Source organism: Novosphingobium sp. GV079 (assembly GCF_003058045.1).
GTDB classification, from domain to species: Bacteria; Pseudomonadota; Alphaproteobacteria; order Sphingomonadales; family Sphingomonadaceae; genus Novosphingobium; species Novosphingobium capsulatum.
The window spans coordinates 409,436-426,233 of record NZ_QBUE01000002.1; the positions used below are offsets into that span (position 1 = coordinate 409,436).

Here is a 16,798-nt window from a genome sequence, read left to right on the forward strand (position 1 = left end):
ACGGACACCCTTTCCCATGCGTATCCTGCCCTCTCTCTGCAGTGCCGTTGCCCTGGCAGCAGTCCTGTTTGCCCCGGTCGCTGCGCGGGCCGATACCGATACCCAGGGATGGGGAACGCTGCTGGTCACAGCCAAGGCAGGCAAGAACTGGCGCCTGTCCAACGAAACCATCCTGCGCACCGGCAATGCGCGCGGTTTCTACGAACTCGAAAACAACTTCATGGTGGGCTACAACCTCGACAAGACGTTCACCGTCTGGCTCGGCTACACCCATGATCCCAACTACCTGCATGGCGATTTCGCGGTGATGGAGCGGCGCTTTCGCCAGCAAGTGAGCTTTGACAACTTTGCCCATCTCGGCCCGGTGCGCTTCAACGGGCGTATGCGGCTGGAACAGCGCTGGCGCGACAACATGCCCGGCACCGCCTGGCGCCTGCGCCCGTTCCTCAAGGCCAGCCTGCCCGTGGCGCAGGGCAGCAAGGTGATGATCGTGGCCAGCCACGAAAGCTTCATCGATCTCAACAAGACCGTGTTCCAGACCGTGAACGGCGAGGAGCGCATGCGCAATTTCATCGGCATCAATGCGCCGATCGCCAAGAAGCTGACGATCGAGGCCGGCTATCTCAACCAGCACGGCGTGCGCCCCGGCAAGCTCGATACCAGCGACCATGTCGCCTCGGTGGCGCTCAACATCGCGCTCTAAGCGTCTGAAAGGCCGCTGCCTCCCTCACCCCGCGCCCCGCCTGGCGGCGCGTGCGGGGCAGGCCCGCCCTGCTGTGCCGAACCGGGGGGAACGGCGCCGTGGGGCGGGCCGATCCCCGCGGGGCCAATCCGCGCAGGGCTTGCCTTAGCGGCCGTGCGCCCCTAGCGGGCGGGGCACAGCCGAGCAAACCGCAAACCCGGAGTCGAACCATGGTCCCCCGTTATGCCCGCCCCGCGATGACCGCGATCTGGGAACCCGAAGCGCGCTATCGCATCTGGTTCGAGATCGAGGCCCACGCCACGCAGAAGCTGGGCGACCTGGGCGTGGTGCCCGCAAGCGGCGCCAAGGCGCTGTGGGACTGGTGGGCGACCAATCCCACCATCGACGTGGCCGCGATCGACGCGATCGAGGCGGTGACCAAGCATGACGTGATCGCGTTCCTCGATTGGGTGGCGCAGCAGGTGGGCCCCGAGGCGCGCTTCATGCACCAGGGCATGACCAGCTCTGACGTGCTCGACACCACGCTGGCCGTGCAACTGGCCCGTGCCGCCGACATCCTGCTCGAAGATATCGACGCGCTGCTCGCCGCGATCAAGCGCCGCGCGCTGGAGCACAAGTACACCCCCACCATCGGCCGCAGCCACGGCATCCATGCCGAACCGACCACGTTCGGCAAGAAGCTGGCCGAAGCCTATGCCGAGTTTTCGCGCTGCCGCGCGCGCCTGGTCAATGCCCGCGCCGAAATCGCCACCAGCGCCATTTCGGGCGCGGTCGGCACGTTTGCCAATATCGATCCGGCGGTAGAAGAGTACGTGGCCGAGCAGCTTGGCCTGAGCGTGGAGCCGGTTTCCACCCAGGTGATCCCGCGCGATCGCCATGCCATGTTCTTTGCCACGCTGGGCGTGATCGCCAGCTCGATCGAGCGCCTGGCCACCGAAGTGCGCCACCTGCAGCGTACCGAAGTGCTCGAAGCGGAAGAATACTTCTCGCCGGGGCAAAAGGGTTCGTCGGCCATGCCGCACAAGCGCAACCCGATCCTGACCGAAAACCTCACCGGCCTGGCCCGCGTGGTGCGCTCGGCGGTGACGCCGGCCCTGGAAAACGTGGCGCTGTGGCATGAACGCGATATCTCGCACTCCTCGGTGGAGCGCTTCATCGGCCCCGACGCCACGATCACGCTCGACTTCGCGCTGGCGCGCCTCACCTCGGTGGTCGACAAGCTGGTGGTCTATCCCGAGCGCATGCAGAAGAACCTCGATCGCATGGGCGGCCTGGTCCACTCGCAGCGCGTGCTGCTGGCGCTGACGCAGGCCGGCGTGACCCGCGACGAAGCCTATCGCCTGGTCCAGCGCAATGCGATGAAGGTGTGGGAATCCGACGGCCAGCTCTCGCTGCTCGAACTGCTCAAGGCCGATGCCGACGTGACCAAGGCACTGAGCCCGCAGACGATCGAGGAAAAGTTCAACCTCGATTACCATTTCAAGGCTGTGGATACCATCTTCGCCCGGGTGTTTGGCGAATAATGCAAGTGCTGGCGCTTCGTCTGCAATCTGCCTAATGTCCGCCACCCGTGTGTTTGGCACGGCAGGTTGAAGGGTGAAGCGCCGCACATGAAGCAGATCCGCATCGTCTTGTGGCTGGCCCTGATTGCGGCCTTTGCCGCGTTCATCGCCATGAACGCGGACACCGCCCGCGTGAATTTCTGGCCATATGGCGCGGGCTATCTGCACTTCGATTGGCCGGTGGGCTTTGTCGCCCTGGTCTTTTTCCTGGCCGGTTTCGTGCCGCCGTGGGCGGCAGGCCGGCTGCGTCGCTGGCGCCTCAAGCGCCGCATCGCCACCCTGGAGTCGAGCCTGGTGAGCCAGGCCGGCGCCTTTCCTGCCACCGAAGCCGCCAGCGATGCGGCCCAGACGGATATCCACCCGTGAGCAACCCGATCTTTCTTGCCGTCGATCTTCCCCGTCTCGATGCCGCCGTGGCGCTGGGGCAAAAGGTGAAAGGCCACGTCGGTGGGTTGAAGCTGGGGCTGGAATTCTTCTGCGCGCATGGCCACCACGGCGTGCATGAAATGGCCAAGATCGGCATGCCGATCTTCCTCGATCTCAAGCTGCACGACATTCCCAACACGGTGGCAGCGGCGATGCAGTCGATCCACGTGCTGCAGCCGGCGATCGTCACCATTCACGCCTCGGGCGGGCGCGCGATGATGGAAGACGCCAAGGCGGCCGCCGGTGAAGGCTGCAAGGTGGTGGCGGTAACCGTGCTGACCAGCCTGGACGATGCCGATCTGGCGCGCGGCGGGGTCAGCGGTTCGTCGCACGACCAGGTCCTGCGCCTGGCAGACCTGGCGCAGGAAGCCGGCCTTGATGGCATCGTCTGTTCCGGGCACGAGGTGGGCGAAGTGCACCGCCGCTGGAAGAACGGCTATTTCGTGGTGCCGGGCCTGCGCCCTGCCGAAGGCCGGGGTTCAGCGCTCGGTGACCAGAAGCGTGCGGTGACCCCGCGCGCGGCGCGCGATGCCGGCGCTTCGTGCCTGGTCATCGGCCGCCCGATCAGCCGCGCCGAAGATCCCCTGGCCGCCGCCCGCGCCATCGAAGCCACGCTCTGATCCATCATGCCCGGCGTTGCACCCGCGCTCACGTTCAGGCTGGCCACGCCCACCGATCTGCCGGCGCTGCGCCGCCTGGTCGAACGCGCCTATCGCGGCGACACAGCACGCCAGGGCTGGACGCACGAGGCTGACCTGCTGGATGACGAGCGCACGTCTGACGCAGAACTCGCCGCTGCCATCACCGCGCCGGACCGCTGCGTAATCGTGGCGCAGTCCGCCGATGGCGCGCTGATCGGCACCGTTACCCTGACGGCGCTGCCGCAGGGCAAGGCCTACCTCGGCATGTTGTGCGTCGATCCCGATGTGCAGGCCGGTGGCCTGGGCCGCGCGCTGCTGGCGCAATGCGATGCGATGGCCCAAAGCGAGCTGGGCGCCCGCGCAATCGAAATGACGGTGATCGATCGCCGCCCCGAACTGATCGCCTGGTACGAGCGGCGCGGCTATGTTCGGACCGGCGAAACCCGGCCTTTCCCTGGCGCCACGCCGGTCGACTTCGCCATGGTCGTACTGGAACGGATGGTTTCCTGAACGGTTACCCCGGCAACGGTTCAGCGCGCTGCAAGCTCGCTTCGGCCATTCCCCAGCCGTCACATACGGAGACCGTCCCGATGAAGCGCCTTATCCTCGCCGCCAGTCTTTCCGCCCTGCCCTTGGCCGCGCTGGTCACCCCCGCCATGGCCCAGCAGGCCGTGCAGACCGCCCCGGTCGTCAGCCCGGGCGCCACGGTGCTAACCGTGCAGGCCGAAGGCCGCAGCACCCGCGTGCCCGATCTGGCAGTCTTCACCGCCGGCGTTACCACCCAGGGCCAGACGGCGAGCGAGGCGCTGGCAGCCAACGCCCGCGCGATGAACGCCACGATGGCGGCCCTCAAGTCGAGCGGCGTTGCCGCCCGCGACATGCAGACCAGCAACCTGTCGGTCAGCCCGGTCTATGGCGAGCAGAAGCGCCTGGCCGATGGCAGCACGCAAGGCGATCCAGTGATCGTGGGCTATCGCGCCACCAACCAGGTGCAGGTCAAGCAGCGTGACCTTGCGCGCTATGGCCAGGTGATCGATACGCTGGTCAAGGCCGGCGCCAACGAAGTCAACGGCCCCAGCTTCCAGATCGACAAGCCCGAAGCGGCAATGGACGAGGCCCGCGTCGATGCCGTGGCCAAGGCCCGCGCCCGCGCCGATCTCTATGCCCGCGCCGCCGGCCTCAAGGTGGTGCGCATGTTGACCATCAGCGAAACCGGTGGCTGGTCGCCGCAGCCGCCGATGCTCTATGCCCGCGCCGACAAGATGATGATGGCCGCGCCCAGCCCGGTTGCCGCCGGCGAACTGGACGTCAACGCCAGCGTCACCATCACGTTCGAGCTTGCACCGCAGTAAGCAAGACGCCACATGGGCTGGCCATGCCAGCCCCAGCCATCAAGATCTGCGGAATCAACACGAGTGCCGCGCTCGACGCCACGCTTGCCGCGCGCGCCGACTATGCCGGCCTCGTGTTTTTTCCTCCCTCACCCCGCCATGTCACGATCCGCGATGCCGCGCTCCTCGGCGCGCGCAATGCCGGGCGCAGCCGCCTGGTTGGCCTGTTCGTCGATGCCGATGATGCCACGATCGGCGAGGCGATTGCCGCGGCCCACCTCGATGTGCTGCAACTTCACGGCCACGAAACCCCCGAACGCGCCGCGCAGTTGAAAGCCCAGTTTGGCCTGCCGGTGTGGAAGGCGCTGTCGGTGGCCGCACCTGCCGATGTCGCAGCCGCTGCCCGCTATGCCGGGGCGGCCGATCTCTTGCTGTTCGACGCCAAGGCACCCAAGGGCGCGGCCATTCCCGGCGGCCTAGGGCTGGTGTTCGATTGGGCGCTGCTCAACGCCTATCGCGGCCCCACGCCATGGGGACTGGCCGGCGGCCTGGGCCCCGACAATGTTGCCGATGCCGTGCGCCAGACCGGCGCCGAACTCGTCGACGTATCATCCGGCGTGGAAAGCGCGCCGGGCGTCAAGGACGAAAGCCGCATCCAGGCGTTTTGCCGCGCGGCCCGATCGGCCTGAACGCCAACGCCGGCCGTAGCCGCGCAACCCGCAGCCCCGCAAACGACAACGGGCGACGCTTTCGCGCCGCCCGCTGCTTTTCCTGGTTCGAAAATTGTCCTGTCGAAACAGGGTCCGATCAGAACTTCAGGCCAACGCCAGCGGTCACCGCATCGCGGTTGCCCAGGCCTTCGTCGGCGATGTAGTGGCGGTATTCCACCTTGCCGTAGAACTTCTGCATGAACGACTTCTGCACGCCGGCGCCAAAGTTCCACGCGCCACCGCAATCGGTGCAGGGCGTGGTGGCATAGCCGCCCACGGCATAAAGCTTGGTGCCGGCCAGGTTCGCACCCAGGCGGCCGCTCACGCCAACCGACACGCGCTTGGCATAGCTGTTGAGAATCTTGTCGGCCGAGACTTCGACGCCGCCGAAGGCTGCCGGGCCAAGATCGTAGTCATAGCCTGCCGCAACGCCAGCCGTGGCATCGGTGGCATCGTGATTCCAGAGCACACCGCTGTGCGCTTCGACGCGGACCTCGTTGGCCATGGCCGGGGCGGCTGCAGCCAGGGTACCGGCGAGCGCGAGAAGAACGAGACGCATAATAAACCTCCTTGCATTCAAGCCGCCGTTTGGTGCGGCGGTCGATCGGGCAAGTAGGCCGCACGCCAATCGTCAACAAGTCATAACTGTAAGATTTCTGACTCTAACATAGTACGCATGGCATTTTTGCCACAGTTTCTGTCAATTTAGAAAGGTTTATCCCTATCTGAACAAATAGACAGAAAGTATAGTTGCAGTAATGTAAAACGCAAAAAGGCGGCCCCATTACGGGACCGCCTTCACGACGTTGCAAGACGCCATCTAGCGCCCAGACATTACGCCAGGATGAACGCGCAATCGTGCAAATTGCTGAAATGCGATTGCAAAAATGCAAACTACGGCAAAATGCCTTGACCATGCCCGGCGCCGGGCGGCCGCCACTGGCCCGCCGCCCCTTTGGCCATGAATCTGGACAACCGCCCCGCCCTCTGCCAAGCGGCTGGACCATGACTGCCCAGAACCCGAACAGCTTCCGCAACCAGCCCGACGATCGTGGCCACTTCGGCCAGTTCGGCGGTCGCTATGTCGCCGAAACGCTGATGCCGCTGATCCTCGATCTCGAAACGGAATACCGCAAGGCCAAGGCCGATGCCGCGTTCCAGGCCGAATTCGACGACCTGCTCGAACACTATGTCGGCCGGCCCAGCCCGCTCTATTTCGCGCCGCGGCTGACCGAGGAGCTGGCCAAGAACGCGCCGGCAGGCAAGGGCGCGCAAGTCTGGTTCAAGCGCGACGAGCTCAATCACACCGGCGCGCACAAGATCAACAACTGCATCGGCCAGATCCTGCTGGCGATGCGCATGGGCAAGACCCGGATCATCGCCGAAACCGGCGCGGGTCAGCATGGCGTGGCCACCGCCACCGTCTGCGCGCGCTTTGGCCTGCCCTGCGTGGTCTATATGGGCGCCACCGACGTGGCCCGCCAGGCGCCCAACGTATTCCGCATGAAGCTGCTCGGCGCCGAAGTGGTGCCGGTCACGGCTGGCGCCGGCACACTCAAGGATGCGATGAACGAGGCGCTGCGCGACTGGGTGGCGAACGTGCATGACACGTTCTACATCATCGGCACCGCCGCCGGCCCGCATCCCTATCCCGAGCTGGTGCGCGATTTCCAAAGCGTGATCGGCAAGGAAGCCCGCGCCCAGATGCTCGCCCGCACCGGGCGCCTGCCCGACGTGCTCGTGGCCGCGATCGGTGGCGGGTCCAACGCCATCGGCCTGTTTCACCCGTTCCTCGATGATCCCGACGTCAAGATGCTGGGTGTCGAGGCGGCTGGCCATGGCCTTGACAAGGAACACGCCGCTTCGCTCGCCGGTGGGCGCCCTGGCGTTCTCCACGGCAACAAGACCTACCTGTTGCAGGACGAGGACGGCCAGATCACCGAAGGCCACTCGATCAGTGCCGGCCTGGATTACCCCGGCATCGGGCCAGAGCATGCCTGGCTCAGGGATGTCGGCCGCGTCGACTATACCTCGGTCACCGATACCGAGGCACTCGAAGGCTTCCAGCTGCTCTGCCGCACCGAAGGGATCATCCCCGCGCTCGAGCCGGCCCATGCCATCGCTGCTGTCACCAAGCTGGCGCCGACCATGGACAAGGACCAGATCATCCTCGCTAACCTGTGTGGCCGGGGCGACAAGGACATCTTCTCGGTGGCCGAGCACCTGGGGGTGAAGCTGTAAAATCAATCGGCAAGCAGGCCTTTCCACTCCCCACGCGTCACCCCGGACTTGATCCGGGGTCCAGCTGAATGCGTGCAGCCAAGGGAGAGGCCGCAAGCTGGACCCCGGATCACGTCCGGGGTGACGATGAGGGCAAAAGGCAGGGCTCTTTGCATCTCGGCGCAAATCACGTAGTGCGCAGCCCGGAACCTGAAAGATCATGGAAGGTGTGTTGGAAATGATGTCCTTGCCGCTGGCGATCGCGAGCGTGACATGCAGTGGAGTTGTCGGCTGATGACCCGCCTTTCCAATGCCTTTGCCAAGGGCCATGCTGCCCTCGTGTGCTTCGTCACCGGCGGTGATCCCACGCCCGAGGCGACGCCCGCGATCCTTGACGCACTGGTGGCCGGTGGCGCCGACGTGATCGAGCTGGGCATGCCGTTCACCGATCCCATGGCCGATGGCCCGGCGATCCAGAACGCCAACCTGCGCGCGCTCGCCGCCGGCACCAAGACCGCGCATATCCTGGCCATCGCCAAGGGCTTCCGCGCGCGCCATCCCGATGTGCCGCTGGTGCTGATGGGCTATGCCAATCCGATGATCACCCGCGGCGCGGAATGGTTTGCCGATGCCTGCGCCGATGCCGGCATCGATGGCGTGATCTGCGTCGATATTCCCAGCGAGGAAGACCCCGAACTGGGCCCGGCGCTGCGCGCACACGGCATTTCGCCCATTCGCCTCGCCACCCCCACCACCGATGCCGCGCGCCTGCCCGCCGTGCTCGATGGTTCGGGCGGGTTCCTCTATTATGTTTCGGTTGCCGGCATTACCGGCAAGCAATCGGCCGCGCTCGCCTCGATCCAAGAGGCGGTGGCGCGGATCAAGCAGACCGCCACGATCCCCGTTGCCGTGGGCTTTGGCGTGCGTACGCCCGAACAGGCTGGGGGCATTGCCGCCGTGGCCGATGGCGTCGTCGTCGGCTCGGCCCTGGTGGATCTCGTGGCCCAACACGGCGCTGATGCCGCTGGCCCGGTACGCGATCTTGTCGCGTCGCTGAGCGCGGCCGTGCATGCGGCGCGAAAGGATATCGCATGAGCTGGATCAACCGCGTTCGCAACGCGCTGCCCTTCACCCCCAAGCGCGACACGCCCGACAACCTGTGGATCAAGTGCCCCGGGTGCAGCGAAATGCTGTTCACCAAGGAGTATGAAGAAAACCAGTCGGTCTGCCCCCGCTGCGATCATCATGGCCGTATCGGCGCCGATGCGCGCCTCGCGCAGCTGATGGACGCGGGCTTTACCCTGCTGCCGGCGCCCAAGGTCAAGGAAGACCCACTCAAGTTCCGCGACACCAAGAAATATGGCGATCGCATCAAGGCCGCTCGTGCTGCCAACCCGCACCCCGATGCGCTGACCAACGCGGTGGGCCGCATCGAAGGCAAGAAGGCCGTCGTCGGCGTGCAGGAATTCGCTTTCATGGGCGGATCGATGGGCATGGCCGTGGGCAATGCCTTCATCGCCGGCACCGAACGCGCGATCCGTGAAAAGTGCCCCTATATCGCCGTCACCGCAGCCGGTGGCGCGCGCATGCAGGAAGGCATCCTCAGCCTCATGCAGATGCCGCGCTCGACCGTGGCGATCAGCCGCCTGCACGCCGCCGGCCTGCCCTATATCGTGGTCTTGACCGATCCCACCACCGGCGGCGTCACCGCCAGCTATGCCATGCTGGGCGATGTCCAGATTGCCGAGCCGGGCGCGCTCATCGGTTTTGCCGGCCAGCGCGTGATCCAGGACACCATCCGCGAAAAGCTGCCCGAGGGTTTCCAGCGGGCCGAATACCTGCACGCCCATGGCATGATCGACATGGTGGTGCACCGCCACAACCTGCGCGCCACGCTGGCTGAAACCATCGACTACCTGATGGCCGCCAAGGCCGCCTGACGCGAATGCGCCCTGCCCCCGCCCGCGCGCGGGGGCCAGATGGGGAGAGGGGTTTTCGTGAAGGACTTCGCGATTTCCGAGGATCCGGCCGTGCAGGCCCAGCTCGATCGGCTGGGCGCACTGTCATTGCCGCAGGGGCGGCTGGGCCTCGACACCGTGCGCGAACTCTGCGCCCGGCTGGGCAACCCGCAGGACCGCCTGCCGCCGGTGTTCCACGTTGCGGGCACCAACGGCAAGGGCTCTACCTGCACCTATCTGCGCTACATGCTCGAAGCACAGGGCTTGCGCGTCCACACCGCCACCAAGCCGCACCTGGTGCGCTATAACGAGCGCATCCGCCTTGCCGGGCAGTTGATCGACGATGCCACGCTGGCCGCCCTGCTCAAGCAGGCGCTCGATGCGGCGCAGCCCGATCTCACGCCGAGCTTTTTCGAAGTGACCACCGCCGCGCTGTTCCTGGCCTTTGCCAGCGTGCCGGCGGACGCTTGCGTGATCGAGACCGGGCTGGGCGGCCGGCTTGACGCCACCAACATCCTGCCCACGGCCGCCGTTACCGGCCTGGCCACGCTGGGCTTGGATCACGAGGCGTTCCTGCTGTCACCCGACGAGACGATTCCCGATGCGGCCGTGCACGATCCGCTGGTGCGCATCGCGTTTGAAAAGGCCAGCATCGCCAAGGCGGGCGTGCCGCTGGTCACGCTGCGCTATCCGGCCCGCGCCGCGCAGATGGTGGCGGAAACCGCCACAGCGCACGGCGCCCCCGTGCTGGCGCGCGGCACAGCCTGGGACGCCGCCATCGGCCAAGACATCGCCTATCGCGATGCCATGGGCGCGCTCACCCTGCCCCTGCCCGCCCTTGCCGGGCTGCACCAGGCGGAAAACGCTGCACTCGCCGTGGCGATGCTGCGCCACCAGACCGTGATGACGATTGATGAAGCGGCCATGGCTGCGGGCATCCGTGCCGCGCGTTGGCCCGCCCGCCTGCAGCGGCTGGGCCATGGCCCGCTGACCGCGCAAGTGCCGGGGCGCACGGTGTGGCTCGATGGCGGGCACAATCCCGACGCCGGGCTGGCGATCGCCCGCCACCTTGCCGCGCAGCCGCCCGTGCACGTGATCATCGGCATGCTGGCCAACAAGGACCCGGGCGCCATCCTGGCCCCGCTGGGCGGCCATGCCCTGTCGATCTCGGTCGTGCCCGCACCGGGCCACGATGCCCACCGGCCCGAGGATTTCGCCGCGCACAGCGCCTTGCCGGTGCACAGCTTCGCCGATGTGGCGCAGGCGCTGGCCGCGCTGCCACCGGGTGGCGACGTGCTGATCGTGGGCTCGCTCTATCTCGCCGGCGATGTGCTGCGGCGGAATGGCGAAGTGCCGGATTGAGCCGTTCGGGTTAGGGATCGCACCACCCCCAACCCCCTCCTCTGAAGAGGAGGGGGCTTTAGTTTCAGCCCGTTATCTCCCCCCCTCTTCAGAGGAGGGGGTCGGGGGGTGGTGTGCGGCCAAACGCGACACGCGCACCCATTCCAGCAGCACGAACACCACCGCCAGTCCACCGGCGGCCGCAGCATAGCGGAATACCGTGGCATAGCCGTAAAGGTCGAACGCCTCGCCGGCGATGCCTCGCCCCAGCGAGCCGATCAGGAACGTGAGCGAAGAGAGCAGCGCATATTGCACGGCGGTATAGCTGCGGCTGACAATTGTGGAAATATAGGCGACAAACGCTGCGCCAGCGATGCCGGTCGATATGTTTTCAAACCCGATCGTCAGCAGCAGGCGCACCATGCGATCGTCGAACCCGAAGGCGCCCAGCAGGGCCTGTAGGCCCACTCCATGGGCCACGCGATCGATCATCGCCCCGCCTTCGGCAAGATCAGCATAGACGAAGTTGCCCAGGATGGGCAGCGCCACACCGAGCAGGATCGTGGGCATGCGCCCCACCCGCACGAACAGGAAGCCACCCAGGCCAACCCCCCCCATGCTCATGAAAATGCCGAACAGCTTGGAGGCAAAAGCCACCTCGTCCTTGGAATAATGCAGGAAATCCAGATAGAACGGAAAGGCGAAGCTGGCCCACATATTATAGCACAACGGATAGGTCAGGATCATGCCGATCACGACCAGCACGCCCCAGCGCAAACGGCCGACCAGTTCCGACAACGGAGAAACCAGCGCCACGTAAAGGTGGTTGAGCGCGGTGCGCCCCGGGCCATGAACATCGTCAGGCGCCACCAGAACCGCCCGCCCGCGCACCTTGAGGGCGTTGACCACGGCCGATACCAGCAAGGGCACAGCCACGGTGGCGACCACGATCCATGGGCCGGTCTCGCGCGTGAAAGCGGCCACCGACGGATGCTTTGCACCCGGCGCCAAGGGGCGAAGCATGTGGACCATGAAGGCCACGATCGTGACGATCGCCCAGGTCCAGCTTACCCCCACGACCAGCAGCGCCAGTCCCCGTGCCTTGGGCGCCAGCTCGCCAGGCTGGCTGAGCGCGGCATGCAGCGCCCCCTGCCCCACGCGCGGTGTATCGGGCGCGCGTAGGGTCACCACGATGATCAGCGCGATCAGCCCGGCCATCAGCAGATAGACCAGCGGCCAACTCATCCGCCCGGCCATGACCAGCGCCAGCGCGCCCCCCACGATCGAGGCGATGCGATAGGAAAACTGCCCGATCGAGGTGAGCAGTTCCACGCTGGTTTGCTCGTCGGCCACATCGATACGCCAGGCATCGATCGCCACGTCCTGCGTGGCAGAGGCCAGTGCGCCCAGGAAGGCGAACAGCGCGAACGTGCCGATGGCATGAGCCGGATCGGTAGCGGCGAGGCCCATGAAACTGGCGACCAGCACGCCTTGGCACAACGCGATCCAGCTCTTGCGCCGGCCCAGGCGCTCAAGCCCCGGCAATGCCAACCGGTCCACCAGCGGCGACCATAGGAACTTGAACGAATAGGTCAGCCCGATCCACGACAGCACGCCAATCGTGGCCAGGTCGATCTTCACCTCCCCCAGCCAGGCGTTGAGTGTGCCGATCAGCAGCGCAAAGGGCAGGCCGGAAGAGAACCCGAAACCCAGCATCGTGGCAGACTTGCGCGTTTGCAGTGCCAGCTTGAACAGCTGCCAGCCCTTTGGTTTGGGTTGCGGGGCTGGCGCCGGGGCCGATGCCATCATGGTCTCCTTGGTAACAGCATGACACCCTAGGCGCGGGGAATGCCCTTCGACAAGCTCAGGGCGAACGGAATTCCTTGCCCACCCGTTCGGGCTGAGCCTGTCCAAGCCCCATGCCTGAGCGTCAAGGCCGCCCCGCTTTGACGCAAAGCCGCCGATGGTCTATGGGCCGGCGATGACACTTCCCCCAAAAGGCAGGAGCGGCCGCCCGGGACGGCCCGCCGCTTCCAACAAGGCCGCAAGTACACGCCGTCCCGATGGCAAGCCAGCGCCGCGTGCAGACCGCGCCGCGCCCCGTGACGGCGCCAAGCCGGCTGGCAAGCCAGCCACCCGGCCGGGCACCAAGATCGAAGGCAAGCTGAGCCCCAAGCCGGCCTCCCCCAAGCCCGCCGCGCGCCGCGACGATCGCCCCAGCGGCATGGCGCAGGCCCGCTCGCTCACCCAGCCCCGCGTCGGCGAGCGGCCCAAGGGGGACCGTCCGTTCAAGATCGCCAATCGCACCCCCGCTGGCAAACCGGCGGCGCGCCCCGCGCCCACCCCTGCCCAGCCGCGCGAAGACGGCCGCGAGGGCGAACGCATTGCCAAGCTGCTCGCGCGCGCCGGCGTTGCCTCGCGCCGCGAAGTGGAGCGCCTGATCACCGAGGGGCGCGTGCGCCTGAACGATGAACTGGTCACCACGCCCGCCACGATCCTCAAGAACCTCAAGGGCGTGAGTGTCGATGGCCGGCTGATCGCCGCCGCCGCCCCCACCCGCGTGTTCCGCTTTCACAAGCCGGCGGGCCTGATCACCGCCGAGCGCGATCCATCCGGGCGGCCCACGATCTACAACGCGCTGCGCAACGCGCTGCCCCCCGAAACCCCGCGCGTGATGCCGGTGGGCCGGCTCGACCTCAACACCGAAGGCCTGCTGCTGCTGACCAACGATGGCGAATTGAAGCGCGCGCTGGAACTGCCTGCGACCGGCATCCCGCGCACCTACCGCGCCCGCACCTTTGGCGACATCTCGCAAGACCGCCTGGAAGAGCTGATCGAGGGCATCGAGATCGAAGGTGTGCGCTATGGCCAGATCGATGCCAACATGGAGCGGCGCACCGGCCGCAACCAGTGGATCGAAATGACCCTGACCGAAGGCAAGAACCGCGAAGTGCGCCGCGTGCTCGAGTATCTGGGCCTTCAGGTCTCGCGCCTGCTGCGCATCGCCTATGGCCCGTTCGAGCTGGCCGACCTGCCGCGCGGCGGAGCCGAGGAAGTGCCGCAGGTTCTGGTCGAGCGCTTCCGCAAGACGCTCAAGACCAGCCCTGCCCCGACCAACTTCGCCCAGCCCAAATCGGAAAATTGAACGAATGCGTATCATTGCTGGGCAATGGCGCGGCCGCAAGCTGAGCGCGCCTGCCGGAGACACCACCCGCCCCACGTCTGACCGCACGCGCGAAACGCTGTTTTCGATGCTGGCCAGCCGGCTGGGCGATTTCGAAGGCCTGAAAGTGGCCGATCTGTTTGCCGGATCGGGCGCCTTGGGGCTGGAAGCGCTGTCACGCGGAGCGGCGCACTGCCTGTTCGTGGAACAGGACGCCGCGGCGATCCGCGCGATCCGCGCCAACCTCGCCGCCTTTCGCGTGCAGGGCCAGGCCGACGTGCGCGCCTCGTCGGTGCTGTCGCTTGGCCCGGTCAAGGAGCCGCTCGACCTGATCCTGCTCGATCCGCCCTATGGCACCGGTGCAGGCGCCGTGGCGGTGGACAAGCTGGTGCGCCTGGGCTGGATCGGCGAAGGCACCTGGGTTTCCCTTGAAACCCATGCCGACGAAGTGCCGCAGATCAAGGCCTGCGAAGTGGAAAGCGAACGCAAGGTGGGCAAGGCCCGCCTGACGCTGCTGCGCCTGAAAACCAAGGACTGACGGTCAGCGCTTTGCGCCCTTCGACAAGCTAAGGGCGAACGGGTCACGTTGTTGAAATCCGTTCGGGCTGAGCCTGTCGAAGCCCTTTATCGCGCCGGCTTGGGCGCAAACACCACACCGGCCAGCGTCACCGCCCCGGCCACCGTCAGGAACAGGCCAACGCTGGCCGTGCCGCCGCGCTGGGCCAGCGCCTGGGCGGCGAAGGGCGCCAGTGCCCCGCCGATGATCCCGCCAACGTTGAACGCGATCGAAATCCCGGTGTAGCGGACCGGCACGGCATAGAGCGTCGGCAGCCAGGCGCCGAGCGGGCCATAGACCAGCCCCATCACGAACAGCGCCAGGGCCAGCGTGGCAAAGACCAGCGGCAGGTGGCCCGAGCCAAGGCCAACGCCGAAGACCAGGCCAACCAGCGCGGTCAACCCGGCGCCCACGCGCAGCACGGCTGCTGGCCCGCGCTTGTCGGCCCACCAGCCGGCGAGCGCGATGCCCGCCGCCAGGAAGAAGTTGGCCGCCAATTGCACCGCCAGAAATTCCTGCTTGGCATAACCCAGCTTGGTCGTGGCGAACGACAGGGCAAAGGTGGTGGCCAGATAGAAGATGGCAAAGCAGGCGACCACGCCGGCAATCCCGGCCAGCACCGCGCCGGGATGATCGGCCATCAGGCGGCCCACCGGCACCTTGGGCGGCGGCGCGGCTTCCTGCGCGGCGCGAAACGCGGCGGTTTCCCCGATCTTGAGCCGCACCCACAGGCCCAGCAGCACCAGCACCGCGCTGGCCAGGAACGGCACACGCCAGCCCCAGCTGGCAAAGGCGGCTTCGGGCAAGGTCAGGCCCAGGATCAGGAACAGCCCGTTGGCAAAGAGGAAGCCCAGCGGCGCCCCCAATTGCGGCGCGGCACCAAAGCGTGCTTCCCATCCCTTTGGCGCGTTTTCCACCGCGAGCAGCGAAGCGCCGCCCCATTCCCCGCCCAGGCCAAAGCCCTGGCCAAAGCGCAGCAGGCACAAGAGCGCCGGCGCCACTGGCCCGGCCATGGCATAAGTAGGCAGTAACGCGATGAGCATCGTCGACCCGCCCATCAGCATGAGGCTGGCCACCAGCGTGGACTTGCGCCCGACCCGATCGCCGAAATGGCCGAACGCGATGGCCCCAACCGGCCGGGCAAAAAATGCCAAGCCAAAGGTCATGAACGAGAGCAGCACTTGCGCTTCGGGTGCCTGCGCCGGAAAGAACAATGGCCCGATGACCAGCGCAGCCGCCGTGGCGTAGATATAGAAATCATAGAATTCCACCGCCGTGCCAACCAGGCTGGCGGCAAGGATGCGGGCGTTCTGGCGAAGCGGATGGGAGGGCGCGGTCATGATCTGCGCGACGTTCCCGCCGGCCCCTTCCTTGTCAAGCGCGCAATCGATTTGGCGGCCTGACACGCGGCGCTGACGCGAAAAGGGGCGCCGGTTTCCCGGCGCCCCCTCCCCGTTGCCAAGGCAACAGATGTGCGACCCTTCAGGGCTTGTTTGGTTCAGACACCGCCACGGTTGCGGCAGCTATCCGTCACCGTGCGCGAGCACACGGGATACTTCTTGGGCGTGGCGTCAGCGTTGGACGCATACTGGCTGCTGCTGCTGGCCGTCGCTGCGCTGTCCATGCCGGTATCGCCGCTCGGGGCCGGGGCAGGCGCCGTGGCGGTGTTGGCCGCCATGCCGCCCGACATGCCACTGCTGTTCGAGTCAGCGGTGGGGGCCGGCGGGGTGCTGCCCGCTGCCGAAGCGGATGCCGAAGCCGACGCCCGGCCCTGAACCTGGGCCACAATCGACGGCCAAATCTGGGCGCGCTGGTCAGGCGTCATGGCATAGACCTGGCCGCGCTGGGTGTCATTCATCGCCCACCAGCCCTTCTGCTGGTCCGCATTCAGCGACCAGAAGTATTCCTGCTGGGCCGACGGCCATGCATCATACTTGGCCTTGAGATCGGCCGGCCAGCCATCGTACTGGCCCTTCTGTTCCGTCGTCATCGAGAACGGACCAGTCGGAGTTGCGGTAGCCGGCGGGGTGGCTGCTGCCTGAGCATGGAGAGCAACGGGCAGCGAAGCGGTCGAGAGCGCCAGAGCGCTGATGAAAATCATCTTTCGCATGGAGATCTTCTCCTGTTCCAAAGATCCGAATTGCCCAAGTTACGCCCGATCCTGTCATTTCGTTTCCGGGCATTCGG

General features: G+C 66.5%; 17 protein-coding genes. 13 read left to right on the forward strand and 4 right to left on the reverse strand.

The annotated features are described in order from the left end of the window. The first annotated feature begins 16 nt into the window (after positions 1-16). The 7 genes from C8K14_RS03660 (at position 17) to C8K14_RS03690 (ending at position 5,352) form a co-directional block, all read left to right on the forward strand. Positions 17-703 (forward strand): DUF2490 domain-containing protein, encoded by a 687-nt coding sequence (locus tag C8K14_RS03660; RefSeq protein ID WP_054131952.1) that lies wholly within the window; start codon positions 17-19, stop codon positions 701-703. Between the two features lie 209 nt (positions 704-912). Next, on the forward strand, positions 913-2,226 hold the full coding sequence (gene purB / locus C8K14_RS03665) for an adenylosuccinate lyase (RefSeq protein WP_107715715.1): 1,314 nt from the start codon (positions 913-915) through the stop codon (positions 2,224-2,226). Between the two features lie 87 nt (positions 2,227-2,313). Beyond that, entirely contained in the window at positions 2,314-2,631 is a 318-nt protein-coding gene (locus C8K14_RS03670) for a LapA family protein (RefSeq protein ID WP_054131950.1), read from the forward strand. Continuing rightward, positions 2,628-3,311, forward strand: coding sequence for an orotidine-5'-phosphate decarboxylase (gene pyrF, locus C8K14_RS03675; protein ID WP_054131949.1), 684 nt, complete (start codon positions 2,628-2,630; stop codon positions 3,309-3,311). Before C8K14_RS03670 ends, pyrF begins: the two co-directional genes overlap by 4 nt. 6 nt (positions 3,312-3,317) lie before the next feature. Beyond that, positions 3,318-3,842 (forward strand): GNAT family N-acetyltransferase, encoded by a 525-nt coding sequence (locus C8K14_RS03680; RefSeq protein WP_054131948.1) that lies wholly within the window; start codon positions 3,318-3,320, stop codon positions 3,840-3,842. 80 nt (positions 3,843-3,922) lie between these two features. Further along, entirely contained in the window at positions 3,923-4,684 is a 762-nt protein-coding gene (locus tag C8K14_RS03685; RefSeq protein WP_107715716.1) for an SIMPL domain-containing protein, read from the forward strand. 23 nt (positions 4,685-4,707) lie between these two features. Continuing rightward, complete coding sequence (locus C8K14_RS03690) at positions 4,708-5,352, forward strand: phosphoribosylanthranilate isomerase (protein ID WP_107715717.1); 645 nt, start codon at positions 4,708-4,710, stop codon at positions 5,350-5,352. A 118-nt stretch (positions 5,353-5,470) separates the two neighbouring features. On the opposite strand, the gene C8K14_RS03695 is transcribed toward C8K14_RS03690, so the two are convergent. Next, positions 5,471-5,932 (reverse strand): hypothetical protein, encoded by a 462-nt coding sequence (locus tag C8K14_RS03695; RefSeq protein ID WP_022675999.1) that lies wholly within the window; start codon positions 5,930-5,932, stop codon positions 5,471-5,473. Positions 5,933-6,378: 446 nt separating this feature from the next. On the opposite strand from C8K14_RS03695, the gene trpB reads away from it, so the two are divergent. From trpB to C8K14_RS03715, 4 genes are all read left to right on the forward strand, one after another. Further along, complete coding sequence (gene trpB / locus C8K14_RS03700; protein WP_062781984.1) at positions 6,379-7,614, forward strand: tryptophan synthase subunit beta; 1,236 nt, start codon at positions 6,379-6,381, stop codon at positions 7,612-7,614. Positions 7,615-7,887: 273 nt separating this feature from the next. Next, on the forward strand, positions 7,888-8,688 hold the full coding sequence (trpA, locus tag C8K14_RS03705) for a tryptophan synthase subunit alpha (protein WP_062781765.1): 801 nt from the start codon (positions 7,888-7,890) through the stop codon (positions 8,686-8,688). Continuing rightward, entirely contained in the window at positions 8,685-9,533 is an 849-nt protein-coding gene (gene accD / locus C8K14_RS03710) for an acetyl-CoA carboxylase, carboxyltransferase subunit beta (RefSeq protein ID WP_107715718.1), read from the forward strand. The genes trpA and accD overlap by 4 nt, the downstream gene beginning before the upstream one ends. A 57-nt stretch (positions 9,534-9,590) precedes the next feature. After that, entirely contained in the window at positions 9,591-10,913 is a 1,323-nt protein-coding gene (locus C8K14_RS03715; RefSeq protein ID WP_107715719.1) for a folylpolyglutamate synthase/dihydrofolate synthase family protein, read from the forward strand. Between the two features lie 72 nt (positions 10,914-10,985). Here the strand turns inward: C8K14_RS03715 and C8K14_RS03720 are convergent, their stop codons facing one another. Next, the gene (locus tag C8K14_RS03720; RefSeq protein ID WP_233250883.1) at positions 10,986-12,698 is read right to left on the reverse strand and encodes an MFS transporter; all 1,713 of its coding nucleotides are present in this window, start codon (positions 12,696-12,698) and stop codon (positions 10,986-10,988) included. A gap of 175 nt (positions 12,699-12,873) precedes the next feature. Between C8K14_RS03720 and C8K14_RS03725 the strand changes: the two genes are divergently transcribed. After that, positions 12,874-14,037 (forward strand): RNA pseudouridine synthase, encoded by a 1,164-nt coding sequence (locus C8K14_RS03725; RefSeq protein ID WP_107715778.1) that lies wholly within the window; start codon positions 12,874-12,876, stop codon positions 14,035-14,037. Between the two features lie 4 nt (positions 14,038-14,041). Beyond that, a complete protein-coding gene (gene rsmD, locus C8K14_RS03730; RefSeq protein ID WP_062781754.1) occupies positions 14,042-14,593 on the forward strand; it encodes a 16S rRNA (guanine(966)-N(2))-methyltransferase RsmD in 552 nt (183 codons plus the stop codon). 86 nt (positions 14,594-14,679) lie between these two features. Here rsmD and C8K14_RS03735 read toward each other — a convergent pair whose 3' ends face one another. Together C8K14_RS03735 and C8K14_RS03740 are read right to left on the reverse strand one after the other, a co-directional pair. Then, positions 14,680-15,951 (reverse strand): MFS transporter, encoded by a 1,272-nt coding sequence (locus C8K14_RS03735; protein WP_199223678.1) that lies wholly within the window; start codon positions 15,949-15,951, stop codon positions 14,680-14,682. A 158-nt stretch (positions 15,952-16,109) separates the two neighbouring features. Continuing rightward, positions 16,110-16,721 carry a hypothetical protein gene (locus C8K14_RS03740; protein WP_107715720.1) on the reverse strand — a complete coding sequence of 204 codons (612 nt, stop codon included), beginning with the start codon at positions 16,719-16,721 and terminating at the stop codon, positions 16,110-16,112. Between the last annotated feature and the right edge of the window lie 77 nt (positions 16,722-16,798).